This window comes from Polaromonas sp. (genome assembly GCF_010365105.1).
Lineage (GTDB): Bacteria > Pseudomonadota > Gammaproteobacteria > Burkholderiales > Burkholderiaceae_C > Polaromonas.
Window position 1 is genome coordinate 1 of record NZ_JAAFGZ010000053.1, and the last position, 19,621, is coordinate 19,621.

Below are 19,621 nucleotides of genomic sequence, written 5' to 3' on the forward strand. Positions count from 1 at the left end.
GGTTCGGGCTTGCTGCGTGGCGGCAGCGGGGGAAGCGGTGGCGCCGGCTTGGGCAGTGCGGTCGATGGCGTGGTGCTGTTCAACACCGGAAGCGTCCAGGGCGGCCGGGGCGGCAACGGCGGCAGCGGTGCCGCTCGTGGCCCCGGAGGTGCCGGAGGTACTGGCGTGCTGATGACGGCGCCGGGCACGCTTCTGAATGAAGGAAGCATCGAGGGCGGGCGCGGCGGCAGCCTGAGCCTCGTTGGCTTTGGCAACCCGGTCACGTCTGCCGGCGGTGTGGCCGTGACGGCCACGGGAGGCGTCTCTTTCGAAAACGCAGGCACCGTGCGCGGCGGCCTGTCGGGCGACGGCCTGAGCCGCGCCGATGCCATTCGTTTCACGGGCGACAACAACTGGCTCGGGCTGCTTCCCACATCGGTCATCGAAGGCAACGTCATTGCCGGCCTATCCAACAGCGACACGCTTGGCCTGGCGGGAAGCACGGACGCCAGCTTCAACACTGCGCTGATCGGAGCGGCCGGGCAGTACCGCAATTTCGCCGGATTCCAGAAACTCGGCACCAACACCTGGACGCTGACGGGCACCACCACGGCGCTCACGCCCTGGCAGGTCCTTTCCGGCACGCTGGCCATCTCCTCGGACGCGAACCTCGGCGACGCATCCGGCCTGCTGACCCTGGACGGCGGCACGTTGCGCAGCACGGCCAACATCACCACCAGCCGCGCCATGGTCCTGGGTGAAGGCGGCACACTGGAGACCGATGCCGGCACCACGCACACGGCGAATGGCATGGTGTCAGGCCTCGGAGGACTCACCAAGACGGGAGAAGGCACGGCAATTTTCACAGCCGACAACACCTACACCGGCGGCACGGCCATCATCGCTGGCACGCTGGAACTGGGCAACGGCGGCACGACCGGCTACATCGCTGGCGATGTGGTCAACAACGCAAGACTGGCGTTCAACCGTTCCGACACGGTCCTTTTCGAAGGCGCCATCTCGGGCACCGGCAGCGTGGAGCAGCGCGGCACCGGAACCATAAGGCTTGCAGCCACCAACACCTACACCGGCGGCACAACCATCACCGCTGGCACGCTGCAGCTGGGCAACGGCGGCACGAGCGGCGCCATCGTCGGCGACGTAAGCAACAACGCAACACTGGCATTCAACCGCTCCGATGCCACCGTCTTTGACGGCGTGATCTCGGGCAGCGGCAACGTGGAGCAAAGTGGCACCGGAACCACGACGCTCACGGGTGCCAGCACCTACACCGGCGGCACAACCATCACCGCTGGCACGCTGCAGCTGGGCAACGGCGGCACGAGCGGCGCCATCACCGGCGACGTGGCCAACAGCGGAACACTGGCGTTCAACCGCTCCGATGCCACCGTCTTTGATGGAGTGATCTCGGGCAGTGGCAGCGTGGAGCAGCGCGGCACCGGAACCACGAGGCTTTCGGGTGTGAACACCTATTCAGGCGGCACATCCGTGTTGAACGGAACATTGGCGGGCAGCGCTGCCAGTCTTGGCAGCGGCGCCATTGTCAACAATGCAGCGCTGGTGATTGACCAGGCAAGCGACACGGCACTGGACAACGTCCTTTCCGGCTCGGGCCGTGTCACCAAGACGGGCGCAGGCGCACTGGCGCTGGGTGGCAACAGCGCAGCCTTTGCGGGCAGCACGCAGGTGGCCGCCGGAACGCTGGCGGTCAACGGCTCGCTGGGCGGCTCGCTGACCGTGGGCAACGGCGCCAGGCTGGCGGGCACCGGCTCGGTCGGCAATACCGTGGTGCAGTCCGGCGCGGCCATCGCCCCGGGCGGCAACGGCATTGGCACGCTGAACGTGGCCGGCAACCTCACGCTGGCGCAAGGCTCGGTTTACCAGCTGAACGCCTCGTCCGATGGCCGCAGCGACCAGCTCCGTGTGAGCGGAGTGGCCGCGCTGCAAGGCGGCAGCGTGTCGGTGCTGACCAGCGGCAACTTCCAGCCGAGCACCAGTTACTCCATTCTCACAGCCAACGGCGGCGTGTCAGGGCAGTTTGCCGGCGCGACCACCGACATGGCCTTTCTTCAACCCTTCCTGACCTACAGCCCCCAGAACGTGACCCTGCGCCTGCAGCGCAACGACGTGAGATTTCAGGACATCGCACAGACGCCCAACCAGCGCGCGGCCGCGGGCGCCGTGTCCGCACTGGGAACCGGCCCGCTGTACACCCCTGTCGTGCAGTTGAATGCCGCCGCTGCGCGGTCTGCCTTCGACAGCCTCTCCGGGGAAGTGCATGCATCGCTGAAGTCAGCCGCTTTTGAAGACAGCCGCTTCGTGCGCAATGCCAGCCTGGGGCGCCTGCGCGAAGCCTTCGACACGCCTGCCGGCACAGCCACTGACACGCCCGCCGCATCCGGCAGCGGCGTATGGGCGCAGGCGTTTGACTCGTGGGGCAGCACCGACTCAGACGGCAACGCATCGTCGGTCGAGCGGTCCACGCGTGGCATCTTCCTCGGCGCAGACACCCGCGTGGGCGACGACTGGCGCCTGGGCGTGCTCGGCGGCTACAGCCACAGCCGCCTGACGCCTGACGACCGCACTTCGTGGGCAAAAAGCGACACCTACCATGTCGGCGTCTATGGCGGCAAGCAATGGGGCCAGCTCGGACTGCGCGCCGGCGCGACCTACAGCGCCGGCGAGGCCGATACCCGCCGTGACATTGCCTTCCCGGGGTTCAGCGGCCAGACGGCTGCGAAGTACGACATCAAGACCACCCAGGCCTTTGGCGAACTGGGCTGGAAGATGCCCACGGCGAACGGTTCGTTCGAACCCTTTGCCGGCCTGGCACATGTCAAGCTCAGCACCGATGGCTTCACCGAGAGCGGCGGCGTTGCTGCGCTCAGCGGCGGCAATGGCAGCGCGCACACCACCTACAGCACGCTGGGCTTGCGCGGCAGCAGCAGCGCCGGCATGCCGGGCAACCAGACCCGCCTTCGCGGACTGGTCGGCTGGCGCCACGCTTTTGGCGACGTGACGCCGACCTCCACCCTGGCACTGGCGGGCCAGCCCGGCTTTACTGTGGCGGGCGTTCCGATCGCCAGGAACGCACTGGTGCTTGAAGGCGGCATCGACTTTGCGGTCAGCCGCAACCTGACGATGGGCGTTTCCTACGTCGGCCAGGCCTCAAGCCAGGTGAGCGACCATGGCATCAAGGCGTCACTGCTCTGGAAATTCTGAACCAGCGGAGTGGAGCGGGCCAGGCAGGAACAACGTCCCTAAAAAATCCGCATCAATGACAAAAAAGTTGTTTTGCGCAATAGGGGCGGGCATTTTCAGCTATATAAAAAATAGCATATCAGTAACGCTTGCAATCCTGTGCCAGCCGCAAAGAGCGGCCCAGGCTCCTAGCCCAGCAGCCGGGTCACCGTGTAGATGGTCAGGCCCACCAGCCCGCCGACCAGCGTGCCGTTGATGCGGATGAACTGCAGGTCGCGCCCGATGGCCAGTTCGATGCGGTCGCTCATTTCCTCGCGGCTCCAGCGGGCCAGTTGCGCCTCGATGAACTGCCCCACTTCGCCCCGGTACTTGCGAACCAGCAGAAGGCTGCCCGATTCGATGGCGCGGTTGAGCCCTTCAACCAGCCGTGCATCGTTCGCCAGCGCATCCCCGACCTTGCCGGCCAGCATCGCCACCTGCCGGGCCGTGGCCGGATCGTCCCGGCCCAGGTCATCGAGCAGCCGGTCCCTGACCACGCCCCACAGGCTGCCCAGCAAGGCCTGCATGCGTGCACTGGCCAGCGTTTCCTGCTGGTGCCGGGCAATGAATTCATGCCATTCCGGATCGTCCTTCAGGTGCAGCACAAACGCCTGCACCGCGTCCGTGAAACGCGCCCGCGCCGGATGGGCCGGGTCCTGCAGCACCTCATGGGCTGACTTGCTGAGCGAGCGCAGCGCCCGGGGACCGATCGCGGCGGTTCCGACCTTGTAGAACACGTTCTCGACGCCGAATGCGGAAATCAATAAATCGATGGCCTGCTGCTGGTTTTTTTCCTCGCCCAGGTAGCCTGAGAGCCCGCGCAGCACGCTGTCAAGCAATTGCTGGTGACGGCCCTCGGCCACCAGCAGGTCCAGCAGCTTGCCCGCATTCGAAGCGATGTCGAACTGCGACAGCTGCCGGGTGGCGGCATCACGGACCAGCAGACCCATGGCCTCGTGGTCCAGGGCATTCAGCACGACCCGCGCGGCCTTGGCCATGGCCAGTCCCAACTGGTCTGAATGACCCGGCGCCAGCAGCCAGGCGCCCAGCAGTCCGGCGGGGTTGGCCTGGCGGATGCGCTCGGCAATACCGTGCTCGGTGACGAAATGGCTTTCAACGAATTGCCCGAGGTTGCGGCCGATGCCGTCCTTGCTGTTGGGAATGATGGCCGTGTGCCACACAGGAATCCCCAGCGGATGCCGAAACAGCGCCACGACGGCAAACCAGTCGGCCACCGCGCCGACCATGGCCGCTTCGGCGAAAGCCGAGACATAGCCCCATGCGGGATGCAGTGCCAGCAGGCTGCGCGCCAGGCAAAACACCCCGAAGGCCAGCAGCAGCAGGCCGCCAGCCACCCGCTGCATGGTGCGCAGCCGGGCACGCCGGAAGGCATCCTCGGTGGAGTACAGCAGCTGTGGAGAATCGGAAGAAGACGGCATGCCGGGCAGTCTAGCCGCTCAGCGGCCGGTGGTGGCGCGGAGCCGGCGGGCCGGGGCCATACATGTCTGAAGATGCCAAAAAAAAGCCCTGTCGCGCCAATGCGCGACAGGGCTTTCATGAGAGGGTTCCGGACTGCAGAACTTAGAAACGCCAGCCCAGGCCGACGCCGAACAACAGCGGATCGGCCTTGAATTCACCGATTTTGTTACCCGCCAGCTTCACATCGGTACGGATCATGACTTTTTTCAGGTCAAGGTTGAGGTACACGCCCTTGGTCAATGGAATGTCCACGCCGACCTGCAGTGCGCCGCCCCAGCTGTCCTTGTCCATGCTCACGCCGGGGAGCAGGTTCACCGAGCTGAAGCGCGTGTAGTTGACACCGGCACCCACGTAAGGCTTGAAGCCATTCATGGGGAAGTGGTACTGGGCCAGCAGTGTGGGCGGCAGGTGCTTGAAGGTGCCGACATCGGCGCCCAGGACGCTGGACGTCAGGGTCTGCTTTTGCGGCACGGTCAGCACCAGCTCAACCGCCACGTTCGGGCTGAAGAAATAGCTGACATCCACCTCGGGCATCCATTTGTTGTTCATGGAAAGACCCAGGCCGGTGTTGTCGCCGTTGGCGCTGTCCAGATGAACCGCGCGGGCACGCACCATCCACGGGCCTTCGGTGGTTTGCTGTGCGAAGGCGGCACCCGACAGCAGGGTGGACAGGATGGCGGCGGCAATGAGTTGTTTTTTCATGATGGGCAGCGAATAAAGGACCGGGAACATTCCCAACCCTTATTGGACGCGCCCGGTACCCGCTGCACGTTTGACATGGCGCAAACGTTGACCAGCCCACGACACTGGGCCCATCAAGCTTGCGGTATATCAACACATTGCGTCGTCGACTGGCATGCCATGTTGCGCATCAACAACGTCACTTCATATCACGTCTTTCAAGCTGTCCCTTCACCGCACTGCAGACACAATTTTTGCAGTGACTGCGCAAGCCGCCGTGAAGCGTTGCGGCTGGAACTCCGGTCCTGACAGGCGCTTCAGGGCGTCTGCCGCGAGCCCGAGTTTCGCCGGCCGGCAAGCCCGCCCTTGCGTCCGGCTTCGCGTGCTTCGGTGGCATTGAACTGGTGCGCATTGCCGCTGGCATGGGCCGCCTTGCCACCCCTGCTGGCAATCTGGCGCTGCTGCTCCGGGTCCATCGAGGCAAAGCCGCGACGACCGGAACCCGGGCGCTGGCTGCGGCTGTCCGCATCCTGGGTATTGTCTGGATTGTTGGGCATAAGTTTCCTGAGGTCGTTGGGGAAAAGGAAACTCAAGTGTGCAAGCCGTGCGATCGGCTCCGCCGTCGGCGTTGGGGCCTTTGAAAAGTAGGAAGCATCCGACGGGTCAGGGTGCGCAATGCTGAGTTGCTTCGCCTTGCGCTGTGGCAATGCGCCTGACAAAGCGCAAGGCGATGTCCGGCGGGTCAGGACTTTACGCACCACCACTGCCCCGGCGCCACCGGCACGTGCATCCTGCCTTGTCAGCGCCCAGCCGCGCCCGGCCGGGGGCAAGGATTGGGGCCGGGCATCAGACCGCCGCCAGGGCCTGCTCCAGATCGGCCAGCAGGTCGTCGATGTGTTCGATGCCGACCGACAGGCGCACCATGTCCACGCTCACGCCGGCCCGGGCCAGTTCGGCCGGATTGAGCTGGCGGTGCGTGGTCGAGGCCGGGTGGCAGGCCAGCGACTTGGCGTCGCCGATATTGACCAGCCGGGTGAACAATTGCAGCGCGTCCTGGAAGCGGCCGCCGGCTTCGATTGGATCGGCCGGCGACTTGACGCCAAAGCTGATGATGCCCGAGGCCTTGCCGGCCATGTATTTCTGCGCCAGCGCATGATCGCGATGCTCGGGCAGGCCAGCGTAGTTGACCCAGGCCACCTTCGGATGGTTCTTGAGGAAGTACGCAATCGCCAGCGCGTTGTCGCAGATGCGGTCCATGCGCAGCGCCAGCGTCTCGATGCCTTGCAAAATCTGGAACGCCGCCATGGCGCTCAGCGCCGCGCCCATGTTGCGAAGCGGCACGACGCGTGCCCGGCCGATATAGGCGGCGGCGCCCAGCGCCTCGGTATAGACCACGCCGTGGTAGCTCACGTCAGGCTCGTTCAGGCGTTTGAAGCGCGCCTTGTGCTCGGCCCACGGGAACTTGCCGCTGTCAACGATCACGCCGCCCAGCGTCGTGCCGTGGCCGCCCAAGTACTTGGTCAGCGCGTGCACCACGATATCGGCGCCGTGCTCGAACGGGCGGCACAGGTAGGGGCTGGACACGGTGCTGTCGACAATCAGCGGCACACCGGCGGCATGCGCCACCTCGGCCAGTGCGGCAATGTCGGTCACGTTGCCCAGCGGGTTGCCGATGGATTCGCAGAACACGGCCTTGGTGCGCGCATCGATCAGCGGTGCGAACGAAGCCGGATCGCGCGGGTCGGCAAAACGCACCTCGATGCCTTGTTGCGGAAAGGTGTGGGCAAACAGGTTGTAGGTGCCGCCGTAGAGCGCCGACGACGCGACGATGTTGTCGCCCGCTTCGGCAATGGTCTGGATGGCGGCGGTAATGGCCGCCATGCCCGAGGCCACCGCCAGCGCGCCAATGCCGCCCTCCAGCGCCGCCATGCGCGCTTCCAGCACGGCATTGGTCGGGTTCATGATGCGGCTGTAGATGTTGCCTGCCACCTTCAGGTCGAACAGGTCGGCGCCGTGCTGCGTGTCGTCGAAGGCGTAGGCCACGGTCTGGTAAATGGGCACCGCAACGGCCTTGGTGGTCGGGTCGGGCGTGTAGCCGCCGTGAACGGCAATGGTCTCGATTTTCATTGTTTTCCTGTCCAAAAAAAAGTCCAAGCCTAACAGGCCCGACAGCCAGCGTCGAATCAGCGGTTCGTCCCTGCGCATGCGGTTTTCAGCATGGAGAAGAATTTTCGGCCAGGCAGTTGAAAATCCGGTTGATATTCAATATTGATAGCATCAAATGCCTAACAGGCATGCGCAAACTGCCGATTTGACCAATACTCTTGCCGAAAAATCATTTCAGCGCGCCAAACACCTTCTGCAAAATGGCGCTGCCGGTGCCAACCGGGTCCTGGCGGATTTTTCTTTCCTCCTCGCCAATCACCAGATACAGGCCGTCGAGCGTCCGGCCGGTGACGTACTGCTGGATGTTGGCGTCTTCCTTTTTCACCAGGCCGAAGCCCGCTGCCTTGCCGGCGAAGTCGTTGTACTTCTGCGCCAGCCCGACCTTTTCGGTCGCCCGGCTGACCACCGGCAGGAATTTCACGCCCAGCGGGGCGCGCGTCTTTTCGGCAAAAAAAGCCGTGACCGAGGTGTCGCCGCCGGTCAGGATATTCTTGGCGTCATTGACATTCATCGAGCGCACGGCGCCCACCAGCAGGTCCTTGCCCATCGGAACGGCGGATTCGGCCGCCCGGTTGATGGCCGTGACCAGTTCATCAATGCGCCGGCCCTGTCCAAAGTTTTTCAGCAGCTTTGACGCATCTTCCAGGTAGCCGGGCAAAGGAATGCGAACTTTTGGGTTGCCCAGGAATCCATCCGGCTTGCCGAGCAGGGCAACGGCCATCAAGGCGCCTTTTTCAAGCGCGGTTTTCAGGCCGCTGCCGGCTTCGGCATTGGTCAGGTCGCCCAGCGACAGGGCATGGGCGCGGCCATAGGTGGCCAATATCAGCAAGCCCAGCGCGCTGGCACCGCCCTGGTTAAAATTTCGACGTTGCATGAAGAGGTCTCCCATGAAAAGAATTTCTCCCGTGGCAGTATGCCGCATGGTGCTGGCGGGCGCACTGGTGCTGGGCGGGGCGGCTTTTTTGTCGGGCTGCAGCGGCGCGCAGGCCGCGCCCGAATCGACCTTTGTGCTGCTTGACGGCAGCAAGCAGACCACGGCGGACCTGAAGGGCAAGGTCACGCTGGTGAACTTCTGGGCTACCAGCTGCGTGACCTGCGTGGCCGAAATGCCGAAGATCATTTCCACGCACAACAAGTACCGGGCAAAGGGCTACGACACGCTGGCCATTGCCATGAGTTACGACCCGCCAGCCTACGTCGTCAATTACGCCGAAACCCGCCAGTTGCCATTCAAGGTGGCCATCGACAACACCGGCGCCAATGCCAAGGCCTGGGGCGATGTGCAACTGACGCCAACAACCTTCCTGGTCAACAAGCGCGGCCAGATCGTCAAGCAGTTCGTCGGCGAGCCCGATTTTGCGGCATTGCACCAGCTGATAGAAAAGTTGCTGGCTGAAAGCTGACTCGCACCACTTCAAGCGCCCATGAAAAAGGCCGGCTCCCGCAAGGGCTAGCCGTTCTGCTAAGGAGTTGCTAAGAGCGATTCCTGAGCTTGATTTAGAGCCCCTCCAGCCCTCCGCTGCGAGGGGTTTTCTTTTGGCGGGGGACTGACCCTTGGTGCAGCACGCCGACGGGGGACAGGCATTGGCGCAAACTGCAAAATATCTTCTTCTGCAACGGGACCACGGGCTAGGCCCAGTCTCATGGCAGGCGTTTTTTCGTCACCTCCAACTTCGCAGTAGTTGAAATACACGCGGAATATCTCAAGGAGCTTGGCCAGTACGCTGGGGTTATAGGCGTTCTTCCCAAACCATAATCGCCCGTCTGCTGCTGCGCTATGAACACCCCGCTCTGCCATGGTGACGCCGCGGCGAAGCTGCATAAAGAAACGGTCGACCTGCGTGGTTGAAGCCTTTAAATAGAGTCGGGCGTAGTGGTCTAACTGCTCCTCCCGCTTTTGCTTATCTGTTTCAACCGGGTCAATATTGGTAAGCCAGCAAATAACTTTGACGGGCTCACGCATGTCAGATATCGGATGCCGAAGCCATTTGTCGTTCCAGGAGCCTAATTCCTGCATTCGCATAATCTCTTGCCGAGCCAGGACTACTTTAACTTCCTCGTCGGTAAGCGCTGGATTATCCGCGCAAGCCTGTTTGAAGTCCTTAATGCTCTGGTTGACAAGCGTGCGCTTCTGGTCAATCGTTACGTCCTTTGCGACCGTCACATAGAAGGCATCGGCTGTGCGGTTTTTTATCCGCTCAGGCATGGCCGCCATAATGGCGGCGCGAATACCTGGTTCTTGGTCGACAAAAAATCGGAGTTTATCGGCTCGGCGCAGCAGTCGACTGACAAGCTGAATATGCGCATGCATCACGACTTGCTCATGCAGTAGCATCCCCGATGCAGGCGGCCGGGTGTCGAGCGAGGGCTCGTCGCCGCCCTCAATGTCCTCCCGCTCGCCAGCCCTTTCATAGCGGGCTTTGACGGTGGCTGACAAGCGCTCCTGCGCAGCACCGTCTTTCTTATGCGCAGTCGCGCTCCGGGGCTTTGCCGCCGCCCGCGTGGCGGCCTTTTGATAATCGGCCTCCAGCCATAACCGCGCATACCTTCGGAATGGCGCATCGAGCTTATCGTCCCCGAATCGAGGGAGGTCTTTTAAAACCTCATCTTCATCCATTGCCGGGTCGTAATTCAGATGAGCCCCATAAACATAACCCGCTACCTGGTCAGCGCTGGCAATCGATAACATAATCGTGTTTCTTCGATTTTTCCGAGAAGACCAGTTGACAAGGAGCTTTTGCCGGTCAACGCTAATATAACGTTTGCCCAAATCCAAGCGTTCAACCAGGGTGCGCTCCCTTGCTGATACAAATAGGATGCATTGACGATGTATGAAGTCCAGCCGGGCATAAAGAACGGATGCTGATATTTTCAGCAGCTTCATGGTTCGTCGAATCGGCACCGTGTTCATCAAATGGGCGAAGATTTGCCGATTCAAATGGGTGTCGCGTTGGCGTTTGGTTGGCTTGCCGCCCTGGGCAAATATTTTGGTGCATCCTCCGCACTTATATCGGGGAGTGCCGTGCCGATTGGTGCCGTAAAGGGTATGGCTTGATGTGGCGCTCAAGCTGGAGTCACCAAAGAGCTCACAGTCCCCGTTCTGGCATACAGGAGCCTCGGGTTCCAGATAATCACCGATGCGTTGCAATTCTTCTGCAACGGCAAGATTACTTTGCATTGGGAAGGTTTCATTGCACAACAGACATTTGAGCGCTGTCCTGCCATGAGTGGTCACGACAATATAATCGCCTACCCCCTCATTTCGCACCTCCCCAACAGGCAAGCGACCGCGCTTTCGAGCGGCCGGCTCGACCCCCAAGTTTGCACAAAGCGGGTTTTTGCAGTGGTTGACTTGAATGCCGCAAGCCGTGGGCGGGTGCCGCCAAGGCCACTTTTTAGGCTTGAGCGATGCTGAAGGAGAATTTTCGGTCAAAAAGATGAGCTCCAGTTAAGAACGGGAGCTCATCTTGAATCATTTAGCCCTTCTTAGCAACTCCTTAACAGAACGGCTAGCCCGCAAGGGGCCGGCCTTTTTATCGAATCCACAGAACACTATCGCAGGCACTCTTCACCCAGCAGGGCCCGCGGGACTGGCTTCGCCAGACCGCAGGCGCAGCGGCCCCCTCGGGGGGCAGGGAGCTACACGCAGTGAGCGACCGTGGGGGCTTTATTTGTTCCTGAAAGCGTCGTGGCAGGACTTGCAGGTTTCGGCCGTTGCCGCGAACGAGGTCTTCAGTGCGTCCAGGTTGCCGGTCTTGGTGGCGGCAGCGAGTTTGTCGGCTTCAGCCACCAGCTTTTCGCCTGCTGTCTTGAACTTGGCCTGCTCGGTCCAGATTTCCGACCTGGCCTTGCTGCGCGGATCATTGTCGGTGCCGGGGCCGAAACCGGCCCAGGGCAGCCGGGCCATCACGGCGACCAGCTGGGCGTTTTCCGCAGCCGCCTTGGCATCGAACGGCACCTTGCCGTTGGCCATCGCGCCCAGGCGGCCAAAATGCGTGCCCATGACGGACAGCGCACTCTGGCGGTATTTGACGGCATCTTCAGGCTTGGCGAACTGAGCCGAGGCCGGGGCAGCCATGGCCAACAAGGTGGTCGCAGCGGCCAGGCAGGCAAAAATTTTCATGAGATTCCTTGTGATTTTCAAGAGTGGGCAGAACGGCAACACTGTTACGCTTGTTGCCGGACTGCTGGAGTTTAGCCAGTGCCAACAAGTTCCGCTGGAACTTGTTGGCTGCGGGAAAGCACCAACGCGCCAGCACTCAACCGGCCGCACCTTCGCCACAAAAAAGACCCATCAGGATACGGATGTACAACCACAAGACATTGACCAAGGTACGCGTCTGGGACCTGCCGACACGGCTTTTCCACTGGGGACTGGCCATAGGCATCACCGGGCTGGCCATCAGCGGCACGGTCGGCGCAAACGCCATGGCCTGGCACTTCCGCTTCGGCTATACGGTGCTGGCACTGCTGTTGTTCCGCATCGTCTGGGGGCTGGTCGGCGGCCGCTGGTCACGATTTGGCGCCTTCATCTATGCGCCGCAAAGCCTCATCGACTACATCAAGGGCAAGGGCAGGCCAGAACACAGCGTCGGCCACAGCCCGGTCGGTGCCCTGTCGGTCTTTGCGATGCTGGCGTTCCTTGTGCTTCAGGTGGGCAGCGGCCTGGTCAGCGACGACGAGATTGCCTTCGCCGGTCCGCTGACGGCCTTCGTCTCCAACGCCACGGTCGGCCTGGCCACCAACTACCATGCGAATATTGGCAAATGGATACTGCTGGGACTGGTCGTACTGCACATCGCGGCCATCGTGTTCTACCTGCTGCGCAAACACAATCTGGTGCAGGCGATGGTCCATGGCGACAAGGAACTGGTTCGGCCTGCACCCTCCTCGCGTGATGACCTGGCGTCCCGCACAGCAGCGCTGCTGGTCTTCATGCTGTGCGCAGGACTGAGTTATTGGGTTTCAACACTGGAAACCATCACCTTCTGAAAAGCCCGTCCGTGGCATGGCGCTAAACTGGTGGCCGATTTCCCTCCAGGCGACAACGTGCCACGACCCACCCTACAGTTCATCACGCCCGACTCTCCCGAGCAGATGGCCGCCACGCGGCAGATCTTCACCGAATACGCCACGCAGCTAGGCATCGACCTGTGCTTTCAGAATTTCGATGCCGAACTGGCCGACCTGCCGGGGGAATACAACGAACCGCGTGGCGCCCTGCTGCTGGCCCTGGTGGACGGAGAAATCGCTGGGTGCTGCGGTTTGCGCGCCCTGGATTCGGTCGACTACCCGAATGCAGCCGAAATGAAACGGCTGTACGTGCGCAAGGCGTTTCGCGGCTTTGGACTGGGCAGGCAACTGGCCGAAACGATGCTGGACAAAGCGCGCATGGCGGGTTATCAAAGCGTGTTGCTCGATACCCTGGACGACATGGAATCTGCCCGGGCGTTGTATGCCGAGCTGGGCTTTGTGGACATTCCCCCCTACTATCAAAACCCCATGGCAGGCGCCCACTACCTGATGGTCGATTTGTAGCCCGCATTCAAGCAAAAAATGGCTTTTGCGCACTACCCTATTGCATATACAGCTATTAAAAGCATAGTAAATTTTCAGGTGGCGTGGCTTGCGACATGCTGGCCAGGAAGCATTGGCCAAGAAAAAAGCCGCCTTGTTCAAGAACAGGCGGCCTGGCGAATCAGAGTTGATGTCAGGCAGTGGCCTGGGCCAGCAGTGTTTCGGCGTCGCTGACTTCAAACTTTCCCGGGCCTTCGACATTCAGGCTCACCACCTTGCCGTCCTTGACCAGCATGGAGTAGCGGTTGCTGCGCAAGCCCAGGCCCTTGCCGTTCAGGTCCAGCGTCAGTCCGGTGGCCTTGGCAAAAGCGGCATCGCCGTCAGCCAGCATGCGCACCTTGTCGCCCGTCTTCTGGTCGCGCGCCCAGGCCCCCATGACAAACGCATCGTTCACGCTCAGGCACCAGATTTCATCGACGCCTGCAGCCTTGAACGCGTCAGCCTTGCCGACAAAGCCGGGTACATGCTTGGCTGAACAGGTCGGTGTGAAGGCGCCGGGAACCGCAAACACGGCAATGGTCTTGCCGGCGCTGGCCTTGCTGACATCAACAGGATTGGGGCCCAGGCTGCAGCCGTTGCCTTCAACCTCGACAAATTCCATCAGCGTGGCTGCGGGAAGGGTGTCTCCTACTTTGATCATGGATGCTCCAGTTTGTTATTTGAAATAAGGCAATGCGAAGTTGCGACGATATTCTGACCGACAACAGGAAGTTTGGCGCGACAAGGCTTTTTCAACCCGTGTCCTCACAGGCACAAGCAAGGCCAAGGAGAAACAAAAACGGCCCACAAAGTGGACCGCTTTTGAGTGACTGTACGTCAGTGTCTTGTCGACAACTTAAACGATCGCAGCCTTTTGCACCAAACGGGTCACAACCCAGTTCTTGGTCTTGGAGATCGGTCGGCTTTCGGTGATCTCGATCATGTCGCCCATCTTGTACTCGCCCTTTTCGTCATGGGCGTGGTACTTGCTGGACAATGAAACGATCTTGCCGTAGAGCTCGTGCTTCACACGGCGTTCGACCAGGACGGTAACCGTCTTGGCGCGCTTGTCGCTGACCACTTTGCCAATCAAGGTGCGCTTGAGGGATTTTTTAACTTCCGTCATTATTTTGCTCCTTGCTTGACGATGGTTTCGGCCAAAATGGTTTTGGCACGAGCGATGGCGCGGCGCGTCGAGCGCAGCGTGGCGGTGTTGGTCAGTTGCTGCGTGGCTTTTTGCATGCGCAGGCCAAAGTGGGCTTTTTGCAGCTCTTTGACTTCGGATTTCAGGCCGGCAACGTCTTTTTGGCGCAGTTCAGTAGATTTGGTCATTTCATTTCCCCTTACTGGCCGATCATGCGGGCCACGAACGTGGTGCGCAGCGGCAGCTTGGCTGATGCCAGGCGGAACGCTTCGCGAGCCAGTTCTTCAGACACGCCGACAATTTCAAAAACGATCTTGCCAGGCTGGATTTCAGCCACGTAGTACTCTGGATTGCCTTTACCGTTACCCATGCGCACTTCAGCAGGCTTTTGGGAGATCGGCTTGTCCGGGAAGACGCGAATCCAGATACGGCCGCCACGTTTGACGTGACGGGAAATCGCACGACGTGCGGCTTCAAGTTGACGAGCAGTCAGGCGGCCACGGTCGGTGCATTTGAGACCGAAGTCACCAAATGCAACGGTGTTGCCACGGGTGGCGACACCCGTGTTACGGCCTTTTTGCTCTTTGCGGTATTTTCTGCGAGCGGGTTGCAGCATTTATATTCTCCGTGAGTAGACCGATTACTCGGTCTTGGCACCGTCAGCTGCTGCAGCTGGCGCGGCTTTGCGGACGCGCTTAACGGTGTTGTTCGGGGCTTCGGCGCCAGACGCCTCAGCCGGCTTGTCGCTGCCATCAGCCGGTGCGGTGTTGCCACCCACCGCACTGCGCGGGGCGCGCGGGGCGCCGCGAGGCGCACCACGGTCAGGACGGTCACCAGGACGTGCATCACGACGTGGGCCGCGCGGCTTGCGCTCTTCGTCGGCCACTTCGATCATCTTGGCGCCCGTGCCGTCATTGCGGCCCAGCGTATCACCCTTGTAGACCCAGACCTTGACACCGATGATGCCGTAGGTGGTCTGTGCTTCAGAGGTGCCGTAGTCGATGTCGGCGCGCAGCGTGTGAAGGGGTACGCGACCTTCGCGATACCACTCGCAACGAGCGATTTCAATACCGTTCAGACGGCCTGACGACATGATCTTGATGCCGAGAGCACCGAGACGCATGGCGTTTTGCATGGCGCGCTTCATGGCGCGGCGGAACATGATTCGTTTTTCCAGCTGCTGGGTGATGCTGTCTGCGATCAGCTTGGCATCAATTTCAGGCTTGCGAACTTCTTCGATGTTCACGGCAACCGGCACGCCCAGCTGGCGGCTCAGTTCCTTCTTCAGGGCTTCGATGTCCTCGCCTTTTTTGCCGATCACGACACCCGGACGTGCCGAGAAAATCGTGATGCGGGCGTTCTTGGCAGGACGCTCGATCAGAACGCGCGAAACCGCGGCATTCTTGAGCTTCTTCTTCAGGTATTCGCGAACCTTGATGTCTTCAGCCAGCATGCCGGCGAAGTCACGGTTGTTGGCATACCAGCGGCTGGACCAGTTGCGGCTGATGGCAAGGCGGAACCCGGTTGGGTTGATTTTTTGTCCCATATCCTGCTGCCCTTAGTTGCCAACGACCACGTACACATGGCACGTAGGCTTGCTGATGCTGTTGCCACGGCCTTTGGCGCGCGCGGAGAAACGCTTGAGCGTGGCGCCTTGCTCGACATAGATGGTTTTCACCCTCAACTCGTCGATATCGGCACCATCGTTGTGCTCAGCGTTGGCGATTGCGGACTCCACAACCTTCTTGATGATTCCAGCAGCTTTTTTCTGCGTGAAATTCAGGATGTTGAGCGCTTGATCCACTTTCTTGCCGCGGATCAGGTCAGCGACCAGACGGCCTTTGTCGACCGACAGACGAACGCCCCGGAGGGTTGCACGTGTTTCCATGGTCTTTCCTTACTTTCTCACAACTTTTTTGTCAGCCGGATGACCTTGAAAGTCCGGGTGAGTGCGAACTCGCCCAACTTGTGGCCAACCATTTGATCGGTGATGTAGACAGGGACGTGCTGCTTGCCGTTGTGCACGGCGATGGTCAGGCCGATGAACTCGGGCAGGATCATGGAGCGGCGCGACCAGGTCTTGATCGGCTTCTTGTCTTTGTTGGTAACGGCTTTATCAGCCTTGGCTACCAAGTGGTGGTCGACAAAGGGACCTTTTTTGAGTGAACGTGTCATGGCTTAACCCTTACTTCTTGCGACGCGAAACAATCATCACTTGCGTGCGCTTGTTGTTGCGGGTGCGGTAGCCCTTGGTCAGGTTACCCCATGGATCGACAGGATGGCGACCTTCGCCGGTCTTGCCTTCGCCGCCACCGTGTGGGTGATCGACCGGGTTCATGACCACACCGCGAACGGTCGGGCGAATACCCATCCAGCGCTTCACACCGGCCTTGCCGAGGCGGCGAAGGCTGTGCTCTTCATTGGCAACTTCGCCGATGGTGGCGCGGCATTCGATGTGGATCTTGCGAACTTCACCCGAGCGCATGCGCACCTGGGCATAAGTGCCTTCACGCGCCAGCAGCGTCGCCGACGTACCGGCGGAGCGGGCAATTTGCGCGCCCTTGCCGATTTGCATCTCGATGCAGTGAATCGTGGAGCCCACAGGAATGTTGCGGATCGGCAATGTGTTGCCGACGCGAATCGGCGCTTCCGAACCACTCAGGATCGTAGCGCCAACTTCAAGACCACGAGGGGCAATGATGTAGGCACGCTCGCCGTCGGCGTAGCAGATCAGGGCAATATGGGCCGTGCGGTTGGGGTCGTACTCGATACGTTCGACCTTGGCCGGAATGGCATCCTTGCTGCGTTTGAAGTCGACCACGCGGTAGTGGTGCTTGTGACCGCCGCCCTTGTGGCGCACAGTGATATGACCGTTGTTGTTGCGGCCGGACTTCTGGAATTGCGGCTCCAGCAGCGGTGCGTGCGGCTCACCCTTGAACAGGTGGTCACGCGAGATCTTCACCATGCCGCGCATACCCGGCGAGGTGGGTTTCATCTTGATAACGGCCATTATGCGGACTCCCCACCGAGGTTCAGCTCTTGACCAGCCTGCAGCGTCACGTAGGCTTTGCGCAGGTTGTCCCGGCGGCCGACAGACTTGCCAAAGCGCTTGGTCTTGCCTTTGATGTTCACGACAGCCACTGCCTTGACATCTACCTTGAACATCAGCTGCACGGCAGCCTTGATTTCAAATTTGGTAGCGTCCTGCAGGACCTTGAAGGTGACCGAATTGGATTTTTCCGCAATCATCGTGGCTTTTTCGGACACGATGGGAGCGACCAGCACCTGCATCAGGCGGCCTTCGTCGAATTTGACTTTGGTGCTGTTGAATTTGTTGGCTGCGCTCATGCGAACATCTCCTTGAGTTGGTCCATGGCGGCCTTGGTCACAAGCACCTTCTTGTAGTGCACCAGCGACAGCGGGTCGGCATAGCGGGGCTCGACAACCAGGATGTTGACCAGGTTGCGGGATGCCAGGTACAGGTTTTCATCAACCTGATCAGCAATCACCAGCACCGAGTTAAGGTTCATTGCCTTGAATTTGTCAGCCAAAACTTTCGTCTTGGGTGAGTCCACGGTCAGGGAATCAACCACAGCCAGGCGGCCTTCGCGCGCCAGTTGGGAAAAGATCGAAGCCATGCCGGCGCGATACATTTTCTTGTTGATTTTGTGCGTGAAGTTTTCGTCAGGCATGTTCGGGAAAATACGGCCGCCTCCGCGCCACAGCGGGGAAGACGTCATACCTGCACGTGCGCGACCGGTACCCTTTTGTTTAAAAGGCTTCTTGGTCGAGTGACGAACCTGCTCACGGTCCTTCTGCGCACGGGTACCCTGGCGGGCATTGGCCTGGAAGGCCACGATCACCTGGTGAATCAGGCTTTCGTTGTATTCGCGACCAAATACGGTGTCGGACACGTCCACTTTGGACGATGACAGACCCTGGTCATTCAGGAGTTCGACCTGCATCAGTTCGCTCCTTTAGCAGCGGCGGTTGGTTTGGCCTTGATCGCGGCGCGAACCGTCACAAAACCACCTTTGGAACCAGGCACAGCGCCGCGAATCATCAACAGTTGACGGGCTTCGTCAATGCGCACGATGTCGAGGTTTTGCGTGGTAATAGTGCAATCACCCATGTGACCGGTCATGCGTTTACCAGGAAACACGCGACCAGGATCCTGCGCCATACCGATGGAGCCGGGAACGTTGTGCGAACGGCTGTTACCGTGCGACGCGCGCTGCGACTTCATGTTGTGACGCTTGATGGTGCCGGCAAAGCCTTTACCAATCGAAGTACCCTGCACGTCAACCAGTTGACCCACAGCAAAAATATCGGCAGCAGGCACAACCGTGCCAGCAGCGTATTTTCCTGCGACGTCAGCCGTCACGCGGAATTCTTTCAGGATCTCGCCAGCTTCAACGCCTGCTTTCGCAAGGTGGCCAGCGGCCGGCTTGGTCACGCGCGATGCTTTGCGCGAGCCGAATGCCACTTGGAGGGCATCGTAGCCGTCATTTGCTTCGGTTTTAACCTGGGTCACGCGGTTGTTGGATACGTCCACCACCGTGACAGGAACTGTGTCCCCATCGTCGGTAAACAGACGCATCATGCCAACCTTGCGGCCCAGCAACCCGAGGGAGTTGCTCAGACTCATGATGTGTTCTTTCGTAACTTCCACCGCTGCGACTTCAATTGGCCACAGACGTTTTGATGTGAAAGACTGTTAATAAAACTGCTCCCAAATTCATGTGCTTTTTTACAGCGAATTTAGGCCAGCCCAAAAGTATAGCGCAAACTGCCATAAATGGCAAATCTGCGCTAGACAGAAGAAATTGAAGCGGTCATGTGTTGGATTTTCACCCCCACATCCAACCGTTTCATTTTTCGCTTACTGCAGCTTGATTTCGACGTCCACTCCAGCGGGCAGATCGAGCTTCATCAACGCGTCAACGGTCTTGTCCGTGGGGTCAACAATGTCCATCAGGCGCTGGTGGGTGCGGATTTCCAGCTGGTCGCGACTCGTCTTGTTGACGTGGGGCGAACGCAGGATGTCAAAACGCTTCATGCGGGTTGGCAAAGGCACGGGGCCCTTGACAATTGCGCCGGTGCGCTTGGCGGTGTCAACGATCTCGGCGGCTGACTGGTCAATCAGTTTGTAGTCAAACGCTTTGAGACGGATACGGATTTTTTGCTTGGTGGCCATGGTAATTCCTTGGGTTGATCTGGGGAATTACGCGAGGATCTTGGCCACAACGCCAGCGCCCACGGTACGGCCGCCTTCGCGGATGGCGAAACGCAGACCTTCTTCCATGGCGATCGGGTTGATCAGCTTGACCGTGATCGACACGTTGTCGCCGGGCA

22 protein-coding genes and 2 pseudogenes are annotated in these 19,621 nt (G+C 60.4%); 4 read left to right on the forward strand and 20 right to left on the reverse strand.

The features are described from left to right. The coding region (locus GZ092_RS20350; RefSeq protein ID WP_293639097.1) for an autotransporter domain-containing protein at positions 1-3,222 on the forward strand (3,222 nt) is incomplete at its 5' end. 167 nt (positions 3,223-3,389) lie between these two features. Here the strand turns inward: GZ092_RS20350 and GZ092_RS20355 are convergent. From GZ092_RS20355 to GZ092_RS20375, 5 genes are all read right to left on the reverse strand, one after another. After that, positions 3,390-4,679: a DUF445 domain-containing protein gene (locus GZ092_RS20355; protein ID WP_293639098.1), complete on the reverse strand. Its 1,290-nt coding sequence runs from the start codon at positions 4,677-4,679 to the stop codon at positions 3,390-3,392. 142 nt (positions 4,680-4,821) lie between these two features. Next, positions 4,822-5,421 (reverse strand): OmpW family outer membrane protein, encoded by a 600-nt coding sequence (locus GZ092_RS20360; protein ID WP_293639099.1) that lies wholly within the window; start codon positions 5,419-5,421, stop codon positions 4,822-4,824. Between the two features lie 296 nt (positions 5,422-5,717). Beyond that, positions 5,718-5,957: a KGG domain-containing protein gene (locus GZ092_RS20365; protein WP_293639100.1), complete on the reverse strand. Its 240-nt coding sequence runs from the start codon at positions 5,955-5,957 to the stop codon at positions 5,718-5,720. A 289-nt stretch (positions 5,958-6,246) separates the two neighbouring features. Further along, positions 6,247-7,527, reverse strand: a complete 1,281-nt coding sequence (locus GZ092_RS20370; protein WP_293639101.1) for an aminotransferase class V-fold PLP-dependent enzyme — start codon at positions 7,525-7,527, stop codon at positions 6,247-6,249. Between the two features lie 208 nt (positions 7,528-7,735). Further along, positions 7,736-8,440, reverse strand: a complete 705-nt coding sequence (locus tag GZ092_RS20375; RefSeq protein ID WP_293639102.1) for a DUF4197 domain-containing protein — start codon at positions 8,438-8,440, stop codon at positions 7,736-7,738. A gap of 13 nt (positions 8,441-8,453) precedes the next feature. Here GZ092_RS20375 and GZ092_RS20380 point away from each other — a divergent pair, with 13 nt between their 5' ends. Continuing rightward, the gene (locus tag GZ092_RS20380) at positions 8,454-8,969 is read left to right on the forward strand and encodes a TlpA disulfide reductase family protein (RefSeq protein ID WP_293639103.1); all 516 of its coding nucleotides are present in this window, start codon (positions 8,454-8,456) and stop codon (positions 8,967-8,969) included. Positions 8,970-9,028: 59 nt separating this feature from the next. Here GZ092_RS20380 and GZ092_RS20385 read toward each other — a convergent pair whose 3' ends face one another. Both GZ092_RS20385 and GZ092_RS20390 read right to left on the reverse strand, forming a co-directional pair. Further along, a complete protein-coding gene (locus GZ092_RS20385) occupies positions 9,029-10,999 on the reverse strand; it encodes a hypothetical protein (RefSeq protein WP_293639104.1) in 1,971 nt (656 codons plus the stop codon). 234 nt (positions 11,000-11,233) lie between these two features. Further along, positions 11,234-11,689: a cytochrome c gene (locus GZ092_RS20390; protein WP_293639105.1), complete on the reverse strand. Its 456-nt coding sequence runs from the start codon at positions 11,687-11,689 to the stop codon at positions 11,234-11,236. A 182-nt stretch (positions 11,690-11,871) separates the two neighbouring features. Here GZ092_RS20390 and GZ092_RS20395 point away from each other — a divergent pair, with 182 nt between their 5' ends. Continuing rightward, entirely contained in the window at positions 11,872-12,558 is a 687-nt protein-coding gene (locus GZ092_RS20395) for a cytochrome b/b6 domain-containing protein (RefSeq protein ID WP_293639106.1), read from the forward strand. A 57-nt stretch (positions 12,559-12,615) separates the two neighbouring features. Next, positions 12,616-13,104: a GNAT family N-acetyltransferase gene (locus GZ092_RS20400; protein ID WP_293639107.1), complete on the forward strand. Its 489-nt coding sequence runs from the start codon at positions 12,616-12,618 to the stop codon at positions 13,102-13,104. 172 nt (positions 13,105-13,276) lie between these two features. On the opposite strand, the gene GZ092_RS20405 is transcribed toward GZ092_RS20400, so the two are convergent. From GZ092_RS20405 to GZ092_RS20465, 13 genes and pseudogenes are all read right to left on the reverse strand, one after another. After that, the gene (locus tag GZ092_RS20405; RefSeq protein ID WP_293639108.1) at positions 13,277-13,783 is read right to left on the reverse strand and encodes a peroxiredoxin; all 507 of its coding nucleotides are present in this window, start codon (positions 13,781-13,783) and stop codon (positions 13,277-13,279) included. 195 nt (positions 13,784-13,978) lie between these two features. Beyond that, positions 13,979-14,248, reverse strand: coding sequence for a 30S ribosomal protein S17 (rpsQ, locus tag GZ092_RS20410; RefSeq protein WP_293639109.1), 270 nt, complete (start codon positions 14,246-14,248; stop codon positions 13,979-13,981). Continuing rightward, positions 14,248-14,454 (reverse strand): 50S ribosomal protein L29, encoded by a 207-nt coding sequence (rpmC, locus tag GZ092_RS20415; RefSeq protein WP_293639110.1) that lies wholly within the window; start codon positions 14,452-14,454, stop codon positions 14,248-14,250. The genes rpsQ and rpmC overlap by 1 nt, the downstream gene beginning before the upstream one ends. Positions 14,455-14,465: 11 nt before the next feature. Then, a complete protein-coding gene (gene rplP, locus GZ092_RS20420; RefSeq protein ID WP_293639111.1) occupies positions 14,466-14,882 on the reverse strand; it encodes a 50S ribosomal protein L16 in 417 nt (138 codons plus the stop codon). A gap of 24 nt (positions 14,883-14,906) precedes the next feature. Further along, the gene (rpsC, locus tag GZ092_RS20425) at positions 14,907-15,812 is read right to left on the reverse strand and encodes a 30S ribosomal protein S3 (protein ID WP_293639112.1); all 906 of its coding nucleotides are present in this window, start codon (positions 15,810-15,812) and stop codon (positions 14,907-14,909) included. A gap of 12 nt (positions 15,813-15,824) precedes the next feature. Next, positions 15,825-16,154 carry a 50S ribosomal protein L22 gene (gene rplV, locus GZ092_RS20430; protein WP_011799641.1) on the reverse strand — a complete coding sequence of 110 codons (330 nt, stop codon included), beginning with the start codon at positions 16,152-16,154 and terminating at the stop codon, positions 15,825-15,827. 9 nt (positions 16,155-16,163) lie between these two features. Then, positions 16,164-16,441: pseudogene (rpsS, locus tag GZ092_RS20435) on the reverse strand (30S ribosomal protein S19). A 10-nt stretch (positions 16,442-16,451) separates the two neighbouring features. Continuing rightward, positions 16,452-17,276: a 50S ribosomal protein L2 gene (gene rplB, locus GZ092_RS20440; RefSeq protein WP_293639113.1), complete on the reverse strand. Its 825-nt coding sequence runs from the start codon at positions 17,274-17,276 to the stop codon at positions 16,452-16,454. Beyond that, on the reverse strand, positions 17,276-17,614 hold the full coding sequence (gene rplW, locus GZ092_RS20445) for a 50S ribosomal protein L23 (protein ID WP_293639114.1): 339 nt from the start codon (positions 17,612-17,614) through the stop codon (positions 17,276-17,278). The genes rplB and rplW overlap by 1 nt, the downstream gene beginning before the upstream one ends. Beyond that, positions 17,611-18,231: a 50S ribosomal protein L4 gene (gene rplD, locus GZ092_RS20450; RefSeq protein WP_011799638.1), complete on the reverse strand. Its 621-nt coding sequence runs from the start codon at positions 18,229-18,231 to the stop codon at positions 17,611-17,613. The genes rplW and rplD overlap by 4 nt, the downstream gene beginning before the upstream one ends. Beyond that, entirely contained in the window at positions 18,231-18,914 is a 684-nt protein-coding gene (gene rplC, locus GZ092_RS20455) for a 50S ribosomal protein L3 (protein ID WP_293639115.1), read from the reverse strand. Before rplC ends, rplD begins: the two co-directional genes overlap by 1 nt. A gap of 234 nt (positions 18,915-19,148) precedes the next feature. Continuing rightward, positions 19,149-19,463: a 30S ribosomal protein S10 gene (gene rpsJ, locus GZ092_RS20460; protein WP_007838118.1), complete on the reverse strand. Its 315-nt coding sequence runs from the start codon at positions 19,461-19,463 to the stop codon at positions 19,149-19,151. A gap of 27 nt (positions 19,464-19,490) precedes the next feature. Further along, positions 19,491-19,621, reverse strand: a pseudogene (locus GZ092_RS20465) (elongation factor Tu); the annotation flags it as partial.

What these genes read in the sequence shown, in the direction of transcription:
- GZ092_RS20355 (WP_293639098.1), bottom strand. Translation starts at nt 4,679, where the DNA reads ATGCCGTCTTCTTCCGATTCTCCACAGCTGCTGTACTCCACCGAGGAT.
- GZ092_RS20360 (WP_293639099.1), bottom strand. Translation starts at nt 5,421, where the DNA reads ATGAAAAAACAACTCATTGCCGCCGCCATCCTGTCCACCCTGCTGTCG.
- GZ092_RS20365 (WP_293639100.1), bottom strand. Translation starts at nt 5,957, where the DNA reads ATGCCCAACAATCCAGACAATACCCAGGATGCGGACAGCCGCAGCCAG.
- GZ092_RS20370 (WP_293639101.1), bottom strand. Translation starts at nt 7,527, where the DNA reads ATGAAAATCGAGACCATTGCCGTTCACGGCGGCTACACGCCCGACCCG.
- GZ092_RS20375 (WP_293639102.1), bottom strand. Translation starts at nt 8,440, where the DNA reads ATGCAACGTCGAAATTTTAACCAGGGCGGTGCCAGCGCGCTGGGCTTG.
- GZ092_RS20380 (WP_293639103.1), top strand. Translation starts at nt 8,454, where the DNA reads ATGAAAAGAATTTCTCCCGTGGCAGTATGCCGCATGGTGCTGGCGGGC.
- GZ092_RS20390 (WP_293639105.1), bottom strand. Translation starts at nt 11,689, where the DNA reads ATGAAAATTTTTGCCTGCCTGGCCGCTGCGACCACCTTGTTGGCCATG.
- GZ092_RS20395 (WP_293639106.1), top strand. Translation starts at nt 11,872, where the DNA reads ATGTACAACCACAAGACATTGACCAAGGTACGCGTCTGGGACCTGCCG.
- GZ092_RS20405 (WP_293639108.1), bottom strand. Translation starts at nt 13,783, where the DNA reads ATGATCAAAGTAGGAGACACCCTTCCCGCAGCCACGCTGATGGAATTT.
- rpsQ (WP_293639109.1), bottom strand. Translation starts at nt 14,248, where the DNA reads ATGACGGAAGTTAAAAAATCCCTCAAGCGCACCTTGATTGGCAAAGTG.
- rpmC (WP_293639110.1), bottom strand. Translation starts at nt 14,454, where the DNA reads ATGACCAAATCTACTGAACTGCGCCAAAAAGACGTTGCCGGCCTGAAA.
- rplP (WP_293639111.1), bottom strand. Translation starts at nt 14,882, where the DNA reads ATGCTGCAACCCGCTCGCAGAAAATACCGCAAAGAGCAAAAAGGCCGT.
- rpsC (WP_293639112.1), bottom strand. Translation starts at nt 15,812, where the DNA reads ATGGGACAAAAAATCAACCCAACCGGGTTCCGCCTTGCCATCAGCCGC.
- rplV (WP_011799641.1), bottom strand. Translation starts at nt 16,154, where the DNA reads ATGGAAACACGTGCAACCCTCCGGGGCGTTCGTCTGTCGGTCGACAAA.
- rplB (WP_293639113.1), bottom strand. Translation starts at nt 17,276, where the DNA reads ATGGCCGTTATCAAGATGAAACCCACCTCGCCGGGTATGCGCGGCATG.
- rplW (WP_293639114.1), bottom strand. Translation starts at nt 17,614, where the DNA reads ATGAGCGCAGCCAACAAATTCAACAGCACCAAAGTCAAATTCGACGAA.
- rplD (WP_011799638.1), bottom strand. Translation starts at nt 18,231, where the DNA reads ATGCAGGTCGAACTCCTGAATGACCAGGGTCTGTCATCGTCCAAAGTG.
- rplC (WP_293639115.1), bottom strand. Translation starts at nt 18,914, where the DNA reads ATGAGTCTGAGCAACTCCCTCGGGTTGCTGGGCCGCAAGGTTGGCATG.
- rpsJ (WP_007838118.1), bottom strand. Translation starts at nt 19,463, where the DNA reads ATGGCCACCAAGCAAAAAATCCGTATCCGTCTCAAAGCGTTTGACTAC.